This is a genomic window from Acinetobacter sp. 1294243 (assembly GCF_000588015.1).
GTDB classification, from domain to species: Bacteria; Pseudomonadota; Gammaproteobacteria; order Pseudomonadales; family Moraxellaceae; genus Acinetobacter; species Acinetobacter pittii.
This window is the reverse complement of the sequence record NZ_JFXG01000007.1, coordinates 184,025-198,738: the sequence shown is the minus strand read 5'-3', so window position 1 is coordinate 198,738 and position 14,714 is coordinate 184,025. Positions and strand designations below refer to the sequence as shown.

The window sequence follows — 14,714 nt, the reverse complement described above, 5'->3', positions numbered from 1 at the left end:
CCTTATGCTTTAGGCTCAATCTGGCAAAGTAATGGATGACCTTGCGATCGAGCGTAATTATTAACAAGGTTTGCCTTAGTTTCCGCGATGTCTCTTGGATAGACTCCGGCAATACCTTTACCTTCATAGTGTACTGTTAGCATTACTTGAGTTGCTTGGTCAAGATTCATTGCAAAGTATTGTTGTAAAATTTCAATTACAAAGTCCATTGGAGTGTAATCGTCATTCATTAATACGACTGCATATAATGGGGGACGCTTGAGTTCAGGAGGAGCTGTTTGTACAACAACCTCTCCATCATGATCTTCGTTTTGCGAATCACTTAAGCGTGGGTGGAAGTGCCAATCGACATAGCCAGACTGCTGAAAAGAAGCCTTGATATCTTTTAAGTTTGTTTGACGCTTATTTGTTCGCATAGGATGTTACTATTGTGAATTTGCTTCAGCTTGAGGAATTTCTGCCACGAAAGCAGAAGATGTTTCGACAGGTTTACCACGCTGCCAACTAAAACGTTTAATAATCGGTGTATCAGAACCACCAGTTAAACGCACTTCAATAAATTGAGGCGTGAAACCTTTAGGCATTGTCCAGCGACCTGTTAAACGTTCAAAGTCAGTAAAGTTGAAGTTCTTCGCTTCAAGCGGTACGACTAAAACTTCAGTATCTTTGATCAATCTGATTTCAACCGATCCTAAAGCACGACGCTTACTTGGACTTACTTGAACTAAATCTAGTTGATATTCATAAGCATTTTCAGGCAACGGCTTAATGGCCAGATTTTGGATTGTTAAGCTCAAACCACCGCGCTGTCTCAAAATCTCACGATAGATATTACTCATACCTTCTTGCTGAGTCTTATCGGCATTCGCTTGATTAAGTGCCTCAAACAGATCATTTGCATTGGTCACAGCCACATCACGCTCTTGCACCGCTGCATTAAGGCTTTTGTTAACAGCATCTAAAGCTGTTTTTTGCTTTTGCACCACTTCAACCAATTGCTCCGCATCTGCATCGTAACCAACAACAGTTAAACCTTGACGGTGCCCAATTGTATAGCCGAGCGCAAAACAACCACTCATTAAAATAGCAGCACCAATAAACAAAGGCTTATTGGTGTTTAAAAATTTTTTCTTTTGCAACGAACTTTCTGCTGAAGTCGTCTGTCCAGAGTTTTGCATCGTCATCTCAGTGTTCAAGATCAGAGTCAAGACACACATTTAAATCGAAATTTAAATGTGTGTGAAGCAAAAAAGAGTTTTTTATGGTAATAAACCAATCCCTTGTAAGCCTTCTTCTTCATTAAAGCCAAACATAAGGTTCATATTTTGTACAGCCTGACCAGATGCACCTTTTACAAGGTTATCTTGAGCCGCCAAAATAATCAGTTTATTTGGTTGTGGTTTATATAATGCAATACGAAGTTCATTCGCACCGCGTACACTACGTGTTTCAGGTGAACTATTTGCAGGCATAACATCTACGAATTTTTCATTAGCATAGAAGTTTTCATACAAAGCTTGTAAGTCTGTCTGCTTACCAGCTTCTGTCAAATCTACATAAATTGTACTCAGCATACCGCGAATCATAGGTACTAGATGCGGAACAAATAAGAGTCCATCAAACCCACCCTTTTGTCCTGCAATATTTTCTAAGGCTTCTACAATTTCTGGATGGTGACGATGACCTGCAACACCATATGCTTTAAAGTTATCAGCGTTTTCACTATAAATCATGCCCAAGCTTGCTTTACGGCCAGCACCCGAAACACCAGACTTCGCATCAATAATAATATTTTTGGTTTCAATCAGGGCTTGTGCTGATTTTAATAGTGGCGCTAAACCTAATTGAACAGTCGTCGGATAGCAACCAGGGTTACCAATAACTTGAGCTTGTTTAATTTTTTCGCGGTTTAACTCAGTTAGACCATATACAGAATCTTTTAGTACATCTGGGCAAACATGCTCCATACCATACCATTTTTCAAATTGTTCAAGATCTTGTAAGCGAAAGTCTGCTGCTAAATCAATAACTTTAGTTCCAGCTGCAATTAAATCTTTGGCATGTTGCATGGCAACACCATGTGGCGTTGCAAAAAATACAACATCACACTCTTTTAATGCATCAATGTTTAAATCTGAAAATTGAAGATCTGTATGTCCACGTAAATTAGGGAACATATCTGCAACTGGTTTGCCCGCTTCTGTACGTGAAGTAAGAACTCGAACCTGCGCTTTAGGATGTCGTAATAGAATACGTAATAGTTCAACGCCTGTATAACCCGTTCCACCAACAATTCCGACAGAAATCACGTGCATTACCTCAATTTTTGAATCTATACTTGGGCAGTAGTATGACAGGATGTCCAAGCTTACAAAACCATTTCATGCTTGGTAATTTTAATTTTTTTAATTTTAGCGACAATCAGATAGCACTTACTGGACTGTCATAACCACATAAATATCAGCAAATAAATACCAGATTAATTTTTGGAGAGCTAGGATGCTTCATCAATCAAAAGAAACAAAATTACGCACGTACCTTGGCTTAAGCACATTCATTTTAAGTGTAGCCCTTACTGGTTGCGGAGGTGGAGGTAGTAGTGGAGGCAGTTCACCCACTACACCAACGCCAGTTGACCCTACACCTGAAGCAACAACTGATGTTACTTTAAAAACCCCTGTAGAAATGCGTAATATCCAGCTTAAAGTATATGACAATACCAACAATGCTATTTTAGTGGATACTTCAATTGCGAGTTTAAATAGCTTTAATGTCAAAATTCCTACTGCAAAATTGAATCGTTTATATCGCGTAGAAATTACAACTCAAAGCTCATCTCAAGTGTTTGACCCCATTACTCCACAATACCAAACCTTGTCAGGTATTTATCATGCATTTATTACACCAAACAGTGTAAGTGGCAGAATCCAATTCATTAGCCCAAGCAGTGAAGCAGTTTATCAACGAGCTGTCATACGTTCAGGACAACTCCCTCAAGAAACGGTTGACCCAACCCGTATTGAGCAATTACATGTGGATTTAGCTTCTCAAGATGTCTACAAATCGTTAATGAATGCGTTTAAAGATGGCGACATTCCAAGTTTAAGTCCAGCTAATTCCCTTCTGAATTTAACTTTGTTGCGATACTCAACTACTAAACCTAGTACATATGTAGATAGTTATCTTAGCTTTGGTTACTTACAATATTGGTCAACGATTCATGGCGGAGCAAACACCTACCAAGAACTTGTTAAAAGTTTAGTAACTGATTTAAAAGATGGCTTTTTGGATGGGAAAAAACTTCATGGGGATCAAACATCCTTCACTCCTATTTTCACACCTGCTCCAGATAATATTGATCCACTAAAAAATACGCTGTTAGATATTGCAGCTAATCAAAAAGTAACTCGCGATTACTTTGGAACCAACCTAAAAGCATCTACTTTGCAATTGGCTCAGGCTAATTCACAACAGTCTTTAGATCAGACGGGTTATGAACTTCTACAAAAAAAACAATATACAGGAATTGTTCCTACTGTAAATTCAACAACATTCATTCGCATTGACGGTGCTGGAGATTACCGTAGAGCTGTTGGGTTTACCACCACAGCGACGTGTAATGGATCAACCTACCCATGCAAACAAGGCTTAACCAGCATCAACCTATCAGATCCAAACCTACCAGCTACAGACTATTTAGTGGGTCACTATGAAGACACCTCAACTGGATGTCAGCTTAATTTTCGCGCGAACGGTCAAATCGACTTAAGTAAAGGTTCACAAATTTATCGTGCTGCTTTAAGTGCTGATAGTACCGATAATTTATTGCAAACAGATGCTGCCAGCTCAAGTTATTTACTCAATTCAAGTTCAGCCGAACCAAATAACTCGACGCAACAATACAACTTTATCCAATTATCTATTAAAGCAAATAAGATTATTAGTGCTAAAGCAGGTTTAGATAGCCGGAAAGCACCCGATAGCTTACAAACACCACAACTAGAATGTAGTTTTAGTTAGTTTGAGACATACCACCATGCAGGCAATGGATTTGATTTAAGTTGTCTGCGGTGTTTTTGAAAATATGGATCGTATTTTTCAACTTCTGCCCAAAATGCAGGACTATGGTCAAAATGTTTAGTATGCGCCAACTCATGAATAGCCACATAGCGAGCAATTTCATGTGACATAAGCACCAGCCCTGCATGTAGCATAATATTATGCTGGCTACTACAACTTCCCCACCGAGTTTTAGGGCGGCGAATTGTGCATTCCCTATAAGCCAAATGAGTATGCTCACTTAATTCTTTCAAAAGCTCTGGTAATTCTTGTTTCGCATAAGCAATAACTGCGTTTTGCAATGCCAAATATGGCTGTGTGTCTTTAATAAATAAAGAATTGTTTTCCAAGTCGAATTGAAAAACACGATGCTGCTTTTGAACAACGACTTGAAATGGCTGTTCTTTATTAAAGAAATAAATTTCCGAAGGAATTTCAATAGATGCCGATTGGACGTTTTGTTGCTTATTCCATGTCTCGGTTAACCATTGTTCAGATTGTGCTAAAAAATGCTGAATTTGTTTTTTACTACAAAATAAAGGAACCGTAAGACGGATTGAAGCAGGCTCAACACGTAAGCGCAATTTTCTTGCTCTTACGTGTCGAACGATTTTAATCTCTGGCATTTTTGCAGACATTACTGTGCTGTACGCTCTTCAATACCATTATTCGTTGCAACAATTGCAATCGTTGCAGGATTTAAGGCGAAGATACCGTTAGTTACCACACCAGGAATATTGTTAATTGTTTTTTCCAGCTCAATAGCATTTAAAATATTAAGATTGAAAACATCCAAAATAACATTACCGTTATCTGTAACTACACCCTCACGATAAACTGGGTCACCACCTAAACTTACCAATTTACGAGCTACAGCCGAACGCGCCATTGGAATAACTTCTACTGGAAGTGGAAAATCACGTCCAAGTTGATCAACCCATTTTGAATCATCAACAATACATACAAATTTCTTAGCGATTGATGCAACAATTTTCTCACGTGTTAATGCAGCACCGCCACCTTTAATCATATGCATATGACGGTCGATCTCATCTGCACCATCAACATAAGCATCTAGGCTACCTACATGGTTCATATCAACCACTTCAATACCAAGTTTTTTAAGGCGATCAGCAGTTGCTTGAGAACTTGCCACAGCCGCTTCTAATTGTAATTCAGGTAATAAATCAATTAGAAAGTTTACGGTACTTCCAGTCCCAACACCCAAAATGCCACCTTTGGGTAAGTGTTTTAAAGCAGCTTTCGCAGCAGCTTGTTTCTTTTCATCTTGGGTTGCATATAGGCTCATTACATCACTCAACTATTTTTTGACATTTATGCGCCAATAAACGGCGCAAATGCACAAGGGTTTGCTACAATAATTTCCTATTTTAAACTGTTATAGGGAAGATGAACATGCTGTCTCGTGTGGTACGACAAATTTTACAAGCAACGGTTTATGATGTTGCAATTGAAACACCTCTCGAAGCAGCTCCACGAATTAGTCAAAAATTAAACAATACAATTCGTTTTAAGCGTGAAGATTTACAACCCGTTTTTTCTTTTAAATTACGCGGTGCCTATAACCGTATTAGTCAATTACCAAAAGAACAACTTGAACGCGGAGTAATTTGCGCCTCTGCTGGTAACCATGCTCAAGGCGTAGCTTTATCAGGACAAAGATTAGGAATTCCCGCTATTATTGTTATGCCAAGCACAACACCTGACATTAAAGTTCAGGCTGTTAAACGCTTAGGTGGTCAAGTGGTATTACATGGCGATAGCTTTGATATCGCAAATAAATATGCTCAACAACGTGCAGAAGTTGAAGGTCTTGTATTTATTCCACCTTATGACGATGAACTTGTCATTGCAGGTCAAGGCACAATTGCCAATGAAATTTTACGTCAATGGCGTGATGTAGAGTACGTGTTTGTTGCCGTAGGTGGCGGTGGCCTTATTTCAGGCGTAGCAGCTTACCTTGGAGAAGTTGCACCGCATGTAAAAGTTATTGGCGTTGAATATGAAGAGTCTGCTTGTTTAAAGGCAGCTTTAGAAGCAAATGAACGTGTAATTTTGCCACACGTGGGCTTATTTGCAGATGGTACAGCTGTTGCCCAAATTGGTGCTTTACCATTTGATATTATTCGTTTGCGCAAATCTGATAACTCAGGCCCGATTGTTGATCCTGATATTGTGACTGTGAATACAGATGAAATCTGTGCAGCAATTAAAGACACATTTGATGAAAACCGCAGCATTGTTGAACCTTCTGGAGCAATGGCATTAGCGGGTATCAAAAAATATATTCACGAACATAAAATCAGTAATAAAAATATGGTGTCGATTGTGTGCGGCGCCAATATGAATTTTGACCGCCTCCGTTATATTGCTGAGCGTACCGAGTTAGGTGAGCAACGCGAAGCGATTTATGCAGTTACCTTATCTGAAGAAAAAGGCGCATTCTTAGGCTTCTGCCGTGCTTTACAAGGCCGCAATATTACTGAGTTTAACTACCGAGCAAACAATACAGAGGAAGCACAAGTATTCGTCGGTATTAGTTTAAAAGGTGGAGATGCAGAGCGCCATGAAATTTTGGAACAATTAAAACAGCAAGATTATATTGTAGATGACCTTTCTGACGATGAAGTTGCCAAATTACATATTCGTTATTTAATTGGTGGTCATGCAAATCTAGATGATGAAAGATTGTTCCGTGTTGAGTTCCCTGAACGTCCAGGCGCCCTCTTAACATTCTTAACTCGTTTAGGTCCAACTCACAACATTACCCTCTTCCATTACCGTAACCATGGTGCAGCAGAAGGTCGTGTTTTAGTTGGCTTACAAGCAACCGATGCTAAACAAAACCCTGATGGATTGATTGAGACACTCGAGCAGATTAATTATCCGTATGCAGAAATTACTGATAATGTTGGCTATAAACGTTTCTTGAAATAATCTTTAGTTCTGATGAGGAAGCCGACATAGTTGTCGGCTTTTTTTATACAATTCTTTTTATATTTCTAGCATCTTTACATTGCTTCTCTTTATCTTAAAGAAAATATCCTTAAAAATAATGATCTAACTCGGAAAAAAGGAACAACATGGCACAGTTTGCAGTCATTGGCTTAGGTAGTTTTGGAGCAACAGTTGCTCAAGAACTCACAAAATTGAATCATGATGTTATTGGCATCGATACAGTAAAAAAGAATGTCGAAAATCTTGCCGACGTTTTAACTCATGCCGTCATTGCCGATGCTACTGACGAACATGTGCTTGACGAATTGAATATCCAAAATTGTGACGCTGTTGTAGTTGCAATTGGTGAAGATATTGAAGCCAGTATTTTGTGTGTATTGAACTTAAAAAATCTAGGCATTGATAAAATTTGGGTAAAAGCAAAAACCAAAGCTCATCACACCATTTTGTCACACCTTAATATCAATAAGATTATTCATCCTGAAGAAGATATGGGGGTAAGAGTTGCTCAAGCCCTGAATTACCCTATGGTAAGCCGCTATATGTCTTTAGAAGATGATCATTACATTATCAAGATTGAAATCCCAGATAAGCTTAATGGCATCAATTTATATGGCATTATGCAGCAAGCTCCTCAGGTCAAAACATTGCTCGTGAAAAGACAGCAGCAAATTTTGTTTGAGACTGAAGAAAATTTCACTTTGCAAACACATGATATTCTTATTTTAGAAGGTCATTTATCACAGTTAAAGAAACTTTCTAATTGCTTCTTATAAGAAAACGAACTCTAGAATATGTCCATATATCCCAAGCCTCATAAAACGTTAAATTTAAGCCCTCCTTCACTTTTAGCGCTAGGGTTTTTAGGCTTTATTACTTTTGGCACTTTATTGCTTAAATTGCCATTTGCGAATACAGGCAATGTCAGTTGGATGGATGCGCTTTTTACAGCCACCTCAGCAGTTACCATTACCGGTCTATCCGTTTTAAATATTCATGAGTCTTTTACCCTCTTTGGGCAAACTATTATTTTATTACTGATCCAGTCTGGCGGTTTGGGTTTTATGACTTTTGCGATATTGGCCGCATTAAGTTTGTCACCAAAAGTTGGTCTTAAACAGCAAATGATGGCTCAAGATAGTCTCGGGCAAACAAGCCTATCAAAAGTTACCTTTGTTGCTAAAGGCGTTGTCACCTATACTCTTATTTTTGAGCTGATTGGTACAGTTATTCTTACTACCGCTTTTACACCAACCTATGGCTTTGCTCGTGGTTTATATTATGCGGCTTTTTACAGCATTTCCTCATTCAATAATGCTGGTTTTTCATTATTTTCCAATAGCTTAATGAATTTCCAAAGTAACTATATTATTTGTATAACCATTAGCATCCTTTACACTTTAGGTGGTCTTGGTTTTTTAGTACTCATGGATATTAAGCAAAACAAAAGATGGAAAAAACTAACGCCAAATAGCAAACTTATTCTGACAACCATTGCAATTATTAACCTAGTTGCCTTTATTTTAATATGGGCTTTAGAAGCTCAAAATCCCGCGACTTTAGGGATGTTAAACTCAGGTGAACAAGCATTAAACGCTTGGTTTCAGGCAACAGTCCCTCGTTCCTCAGGTTTTAATACCATTGATACGGGTGCAATGACCAACAGTAGCTCACTACTAATGATGTTATTGATGTTTATTGGTGGTGGTTCACTGAGTACAGCGGGTGGAATCAAAGTTGGAACCTTTATCATTTTAGTACTTAGTGTAATTTCATTTTTACGCCGTACAGATGAAATTAGAATATTTAACCACTCTGTATCTCATGAAACGACCTATAAAGCATTAGCGGTAACTGCTATTACGAGCATCCTCATCTTCATGGGCTTCTTTATTCTTTTGCTTTTAGAGCCTAAAGCAGATTTTATGAATTTGCTTTTTGAGGTTGTTTCAGCCGCATGTACAGTGGGCCTCTCTCGTGGAATCACACCAGATTTACATAATGGTAGTTTATTCATTTTAAGCCTACTCATGTTTGCTGGACGACTGGGACCATTAACACTCGCCTATTTAATTGCTACTCCTAAAAAGAGCCGACTCAAACACCCTCAAGCCAACATTCAAATTGGATAATAAAAAAGCCGCTTTAAAAGCGGCTTTTTTATAGCGTCTTAGTACCAATTCAAGAGCGATACACCCAAACCAGCATAAGTTGCTCGATGGTTATAATCAATTAGGCTTTCACCATAACCGTTAAACAACTGGAAATGTCCGCGTAACTTGCCACTGATTGGAAAAGCCCAATCAAATTGCACAGCACCATGAGAGTCATCACCACCTTTCAATGAATGACGCAGCATTAAAGAGAAGTCATTCTGCTTCCACTTATAAAACGCTGTTAAATCACCACGACCAATGTAATCTTCCATATCCGGATTATTATCATCTTTACTATCTTCTTCAAGACGAATCCATGGACGAAGCATTAAAGCAAAATTACCACGCTCCAATCCAACATTAAAAATTACACGGTTCCAGCTACGAGATAATGGATCTGAACGACCATTTGACTGATGGTTTAAGGTAACTCCAAGCAAACGCCCATCTAAACCAAGCAACTCGTAGTTCGTTCTAAACATTAAACTTGCTTCTGGCTCATAGTTCGTTTCACGGAATGGGCGAGATTCTTCAGCATTGAACGTCTGCCAGCGTGAAGATTGCGTATACCCTACCCACAAATCACCATTATTTCCAAAAATATTTTCCCAAGCTTTGGTTTTCAAAGAAATCTGAAACTTACTTTCTGTTGATTTCAGATTCTGAGCATCCGTTACAGTGTTATTTGGATTTGGACTACTCGGGAATTCATTCTTGTCACTGGTCCAAAATACAGGTAGTAAATAGACTGGTTGATAAGCACGAATATTCCAAACACCTAGCTTACTTTTTTCAGATAATTCCCAACGTTGATCTAGCAAAGAAGTAGTAGGTTCAAGTGTAGGTGCTTTACCAATCACTTTAATATTACTAACTGTATCTACCACCTTCTCTTTAAATGTTTCTGGTTGAACAGCGGGCTGATCGATTTTTTTAACAGGCTCAGGTACTACCGCGGCTTGTACAACAGGTAAAGCTGCTGGCTTAAATACAGAGTCGTAACAAGCTAGACGATCGGCATTCGAAGCAAGAGCAACACATGCATCAACTGTGGCAGGGTTTGCTGGAGCTAAGGTATCAGCATATGTTACAGACGCACATAAACAGCTAAGCACGATTCCCATGCTTAGCTGTAAAGATGTGCGTTCAAATTGTTTGAACGCCATGTTCAATCTCCAATTTTTATTTTAATTAACTTGTTGAATGGTAAAACCTAATCGCTGCAATTCATCACGTTTAGCAAATGGCGCAACTACAGCTTTTACAGGAGTTTGCTCTACTAAATATTGACGAGCAACACGTTTTAAATCATCCAATGTTACATGCAACAATCTTTCACGCAAAGTACGGCGGAAAGCTGGTGTTCTCGCATGCAACAATGCATAACATGCTGTAATCGCTTCACCTGCTGGAGAGCCTGGTTTATCCATACTTGCCACTAAACCAAGAATTGCTTCTTCAAGCTGATGAGGTTGTTGCTCTGTATTTAATAACCATTGCACACTTGCTTCAAAGTCTTTAAACGTCTCTGCTAAACGTGGGTCACGGTAGCTAAAGAAACGGAATGAACACGCATTTCCATCATAACTAGCCCCGCCGCCATAAGCACCACCTTTTTCACGGATAGCACTGTGCAAGAATCCGTTACGTAAATAAGCTGCCAATACCATTAATGGAGCCGCATCTGGATGTGATACTTCTACGGCTTGATATGCAGACGCACAGAATTGAACGTTTGCCTGAATTAACCATGCTTCATGATTATTATCATTAGCTTGTTCTACTTGAGTTAACTCAGTTGTAGCTGTATCAACATTCAACTTATCCCAAACATTCTGGATTTCTTCAACCAAACGTTCAGATTGATGTTCTTCGCACACTAGTAAGAACTGTTTAGGTGCTTGCAACAACTTACTATGAATACGTTTTAATTCTGCAATCAGCTCATCGTAAGCAGCATCATCTTGGGTAATTTTAGTAACAAGCTCACCCAACCAGTTCAATGCACCTAAACCCGTGTTTTGATAGTCACGTTGAGCCAAGGCACTCATGTTACGAGAAGCAATCTGCATCGCATAGCTATGACCTGAACCAGATAAACGAGATTGCCAACGTGTTTTACGTTGTTGCAGTAACTCGATAATTCGTTCTTTCTCATCAAATCGAAGCTGTTCAAATGCTAATTTTAATAAATGAATTGCATCAAATTTCTGAGTCAACGATTTAGTCGTTAAAGTTAACCAAGCACTAATTTTATCTTTATCATCAACTTTGCTACGTAAAGAGGCACCCATTCCTAAACCACCACTTACAGCGGTTTGTAAGTTTTGTAGTTCAAGATAGCCATATTCGCCTGCACCTACTTCACCCATCAAAATAGAAAGCAAATTGAAATAAGGCGACTTCACAATATCTTCAGGAATCTGAATGAGTACTTGTTGATAGTAAATACCGTTAGTACCAGCATGGTACAAGTTCAACGGCGTATCCATACGATTACAAATAATTTCACGTAACTGACCTTGCACAATATGCAAGTCAGCAGGTACATCTTCCAAACCTACTTTTGGCAATAACTCAAGATTATCAGGAGTGTCCTGACGTTCCTCTAAAGCCTTAGTCTTAGCAATGATTTCAGCCTTATCAGCATCTGTTAGCTTTTCACCAATAGCCGCTAAACGAGCTTTTTCCGCTTCCTGCTCTTTTACAGACTTGGTCGGGTCTGGAACTAAAGTCATTTGTACGCGATGAGGGTTGTCGAGCAAATATGTTTGAATCAGATTTGATAACCACATTGGGTCTTTCAACTCTTCTTTAACTTGTGCAATTGCGCTGTCAACATCCCAAATTTGGATTGGATCATTATGGTGAATCGCACCACTTAAACCATTTAAAATTAGACTTAAGCCATAAGGTGTGCCGTCACCATTAATTTCACGCTGATGCAACTCAATCTGATGCAAGATTGCATCGACTAAATTACTATCAATTGGTTTAGCAGCAACCTCACGCAGAATATTTAAAACACCCTCTCTAAAGCTTTGTGCATGTTCTGGGTTTGAACCTTGAACACCACAGTAGAAAGTCATTTCAAAATTACTATCGTCTACGCCCATTAATGGACCTGTAGATTGAGCATAACCACAAGTTTCTAAGTAATGACGTAGTGGTGAAGCTGAATTTTCTAATAAAATTCCTTCAACTAAACGCATTCCTAAACGCAATTTAATGTCATTTGCCTCTGGTAATAACCAAGATAGAACATGATAAGTTTTATCTTTTAAATCATCACTATCAACACCGTAGTTCTCTGTTACTTCAATTGGTGCAGCTAAACGTTTTTCAGGCTTAGAATATAAAGTTGTTCCTGCCGAAAACTTATGCAGGGCTAGTTTTTCAAACTGCTCTTGTAGTTCATATGCTGTTTGATTACCAAAGGTCATGAATACAGCATTACTTGGATGGTAATGTACTTTATAAAAATCGACTAACTGCTCATACGTTAAATCAGGAATATCTTTCGGGTCACCGCCTGAGTTGTAATGGTAAGTCGTTTCAGGAAATAAATGATGGGCCAACTGATGATAAAGTTGGTCAGACGGCGCACTCATCGCACCTTTCATTTCATTAAAAACAACACCTTTATAAACAGGTTGACCATTTTCCAGTTCAATACGAATACCTTCTTGAGCAAAATCAAGTGGATTCAAATTGGCAGCAAATGCCGCATCAAGATAAACAGAAAGTAAGTTTTGAAAATCTTTTTTGTTTTGAGTAGCGAATGGATATGCTGTCCAATCTGCTGCGGTAAATGCGTTCATAAAAGTATTTAAAGAACGACGAATCATTAAAAAGAATGGATCACGTACCGGAAACTTTTCAGATCCACACAAAGCCGTATGTTCTAAAATATGTGCCGTGCCTTTAGAGTCCATAGGCTGTGTTCTAAAAGCAACAAGAAATACATTTTCATCATAATCAGTTGCCAAGTGATAATGCACCGCACCTGTGACTTTATGCTTATATTCAGACACTAAAATATCTAATGCTTCTACATGGTGCTGACGTAGCAACTGAAACGCAGGGTGAACAGTTTGAGAAATGGTTTCAGTGACATCTACAGTCATGTGATCTCCTAACATATCGGATAAGTGAATAAGTCTCATTATAGCCTGAGTCAGCTTGAGATTGGCGAACAAAAGCCAAGTAAAATACTATGTTTTTGTTGAGTATTAGTTTTCATTGGCACAGCTTTGATATCAAACACATAGCCATGAATGTTTTATCCTAACAGAACAAAAGCTTTTAATTCTATGTATATGATAGACATTGAATAAAAAAGCTTATCAATTTTATCTTAACGAGCTATTTGTGAGTCTAAAGAATTTTCACACAATAATATTTTTCCACTAATTTTTGATTTAACTGAATTTTATTCAACAAACTACAGCAAATCCAAGCAATGGTGTAAACTTAGCAACCTGATTTTTTTATTTTGTGACAACACATATGGCAACTGTAGATCTTTTTGCAATTGGTAATGCATTAATCGACCAAGAATTTAAAGTGTCTGATGATTTTCTTAGTCAACAAGGTTTGCAAAAAGGCACCATGCAGTTGTCCGATGGCGACACTCAATCTGCTCTTTATGCAGAGTTAAAACAGCATCAAGATTATAAAGGTCAAGCAAGTGGTGGTTCTGCTGCGAATACTACTGTAGCCTTTAGTGCATTAGGTGGAAGTGCTTTTTATGGTTGCCGCGTTGGTAACGATGATTTGGGTTCAATTTATTTACAAGGTTTAAATGAAGCTGGCATCCAAACCACTCCAAAATCAATCAGTGAAGGCGTGACAGGTACCTGCATGGTACTCATTAGCCCTGACTCTGAACGTACAATGCATACCTATTTGGGCATCACTGCTGAACTTTCTCAACATCAAATCGACTTTGAACCATTAAAAACAGCAAAATGGCTTTATATTGAAGGTTATCTTTCTACAAGTGAAACAGCGCGCAAAGCTGTAAAACAAGCCAGAGAAATTGCAAAAGCAAATGGCGTTAAGATTGCTTTATCTCTTTCAGATCCTGCCATGGTGCAATACGCTCGCGAAGGCTTAGAAGAGCTCATGGATGATGGCGTAGATTTACTATTTTGTAATGAACAAGAAGCCTTAATGTATACAAATACAACAACTGTTGAAGATGCTCTTGCTCAATTACGTTTTAAAAATCATACAGTAGTCATTACACAAAGTGCTAAAGGTGCTTTAGTTTCTAACTCTACTCAACATTTCCATGTGGCAGGCCGTCATGTAGAAGCCGTTGATACCAATGGTGCTGGCGATGCATTTGCAGGTGCATTCCTATATGCCCTAAATCATCATCAAGATTTGAATGCTGCTGCACAGTTAGCTGTCTTAATTTCTAGTGAAGTTGTTTCTCAATTTGGCCCACGTTTAGCGATTAATGATTATGCTAAACTTCTTGAAAATTTTCAGAAGGAATGTGCTTGAAATGGA

Annotated in this window: 12 protein-coding genes; 5 read left to right on the top strand and 7 right to left on the bottom strand. The window is 38.5% G+C overall.

All coding sequences use genetic code 11. From position 1 onward, the window contains the following. Positions 1-2: 2 nt before the first annotated feature. From clpS to argC, 3 genes are all read right to left on the bottom strand, one after another. Positions 3-416 carry an ATP-dependent Clp protease adapter ClpS gene (clpS, locus tag J655_RS14875; RefSeq protein ID WP_002121129.1) on the bottom strand — a complete coding sequence of 138 codons (414 nt, stop codon included), beginning with the start codon at positions 414-416 and terminating at the stop codon, positions 3-5. 9 nt (positions 417-425) lie between these two features. Continuing rightward, entirely contained in the window at positions 426-1,184 is a 759-nt protein-coding gene (locus tag J655_RS14870) for a DUF6776 family protein (RefSeq protein ID WP_014206946.1), read from the bottom strand. Between the two features lie 75 nt (positions 1,185-1,259). Further along, positions 1,260-2,315, bottom strand: coding sequence for an N-acetyl-gamma-glutamyl-phosphate reductase (gene argC / locus J655_RS14865; RefSeq protein ID WP_080973481.1), 1,056 nt, complete (start codon positions 2,313-2,315; stop codon positions 1,260-1,262). 184 nt (positions 2,316-2,499) lie between these two features. On the opposite strand from argC, the gene J655_RS14860 reads away from it, so the two are divergent. Next, complete coding sequence (locus tag J655_RS14860; RefSeq protein WP_032006442.1) at positions 2,500-4,020, top strand: hypothetical protein; 1,521 nt, start codon at positions 2,500-2,502, stop codon at positions 4,018-4,020. Here the strand turns inward: J655_RS14860 and J655_RS14855 are convergent. Beyond that, positions 4,017-4,697, bottom strand: a complete 681-nt coding sequence (locus J655_RS14855; RefSeq protein ID WP_032006443.1) for a SprT family zinc-dependent metalloprotease — start codon at positions 4,695-4,697, stop codon at positions 4,017-4,019. The genes J655_RS14860 and J655_RS14855 overlap by 4 nt on opposite strands. Then, positions 4,697-5,368 carry a ribose-5-phosphate isomerase RpiA gene (gene rpiA / locus J655_RS14850; RefSeq protein WP_002046900.1) on the bottom strand — a complete coding sequence of 224 codons (672 nt, stop codon included), beginning with the start codon at positions 5,366-5,368 and terminating at the stop codon, positions 4,697-4,699. The genes J655_RS14855 and rpiA overlap by 1 nt, the downstream gene beginning before the upstream one ends. 101 nt (positions 5,369-5,469) lie before the next feature. Between rpiA and ilvA the strand changes: the two genes are divergently transcribed. The 3 genes from ilvA to J655_RS14835 all read left to right on the top strand — a co-directional run bounded on the left by ilvA (position 5,470) and on the right by J655_RS14835 (position 9,170). After that, positions 5,470-7,017 carry a threonine ammonia-lyase, biosynthetic gene (gene ilvA, locus J655_RS14845; RefSeq protein ID WP_014206951.1) on the top strand — a complete coding sequence of 516 codons (1,548 nt, stop codon included), beginning with the start codon at positions 5,470-5,472 and terminating at the stop codon, positions 7,015-7,017. Positions 7,018-7,163: 146 nt separating this feature from the next. Next, positions 7,164-7,814: a potassium channel family protein gene (locus tag J655_RS14840; protein ID WP_005069007.1), complete on the top strand. Its 651-nt coding sequence runs from the start codon at positions 7,164-7,166 to the stop codon at positions 7,812-7,814. 18 nt (positions 7,815-7,832) lie between these two features. Then, positions 7,833-9,170 (top strand): TrkH family potassium uptake protein, encoded by a 1,338-nt coding sequence (locus tag J655_RS14835; RefSeq protein ID WP_032052613.1) that lies wholly within the window; start codon positions 7,833-7,835, stop codon positions 9,168-9,170. A 38-nt stretch (positions 9,171-9,208) separates the two neighbouring features. Here J655_RS14835 and J655_RS14830 read toward each other — a convergent pair whose 3' ends face one another. Together J655_RS14830 and J655_RS14825 are read right to left on the bottom strand one after the other, a co-directional pair. After that, complete coding sequence (locus tag J655_RS14830; RefSeq protein ID WP_002120916.1) at positions 9,209-10,360, bottom strand: phospholipase A; 1,152 nt, start codon at positions 10,358-10,360, stop codon at positions 9,209-9,211. A gap of 21 nt (positions 10,361-10,381) precedes the next feature. Next, positions 10,382-13,321: an insulinase family protein gene (locus tag J655_RS14825; protein ID WP_032006447.1), complete on the bottom strand. Its 2,940-nt coding sequence runs from the start codon at positions 13,319-13,321 to the stop codon at positions 10,382-10,384. A gap of 382 nt (positions 13,322-13,703) precedes the next feature. Here J655_RS14825 and J655_RS14820 point away from each other — a divergent pair, with 382 nt between their 5' ends. After that, positions 13,704-14,708 (top strand): adenosine kinase, encoded by a 1,005-nt coding sequence (locus J655_RS14820; RefSeq protein WP_032006449.1) that lies wholly within the window; start codon positions 13,704-13,706, stop codon positions 14,706-14,708. Positions 14,709-14,714: the final 6 nt, after the last annotated feature.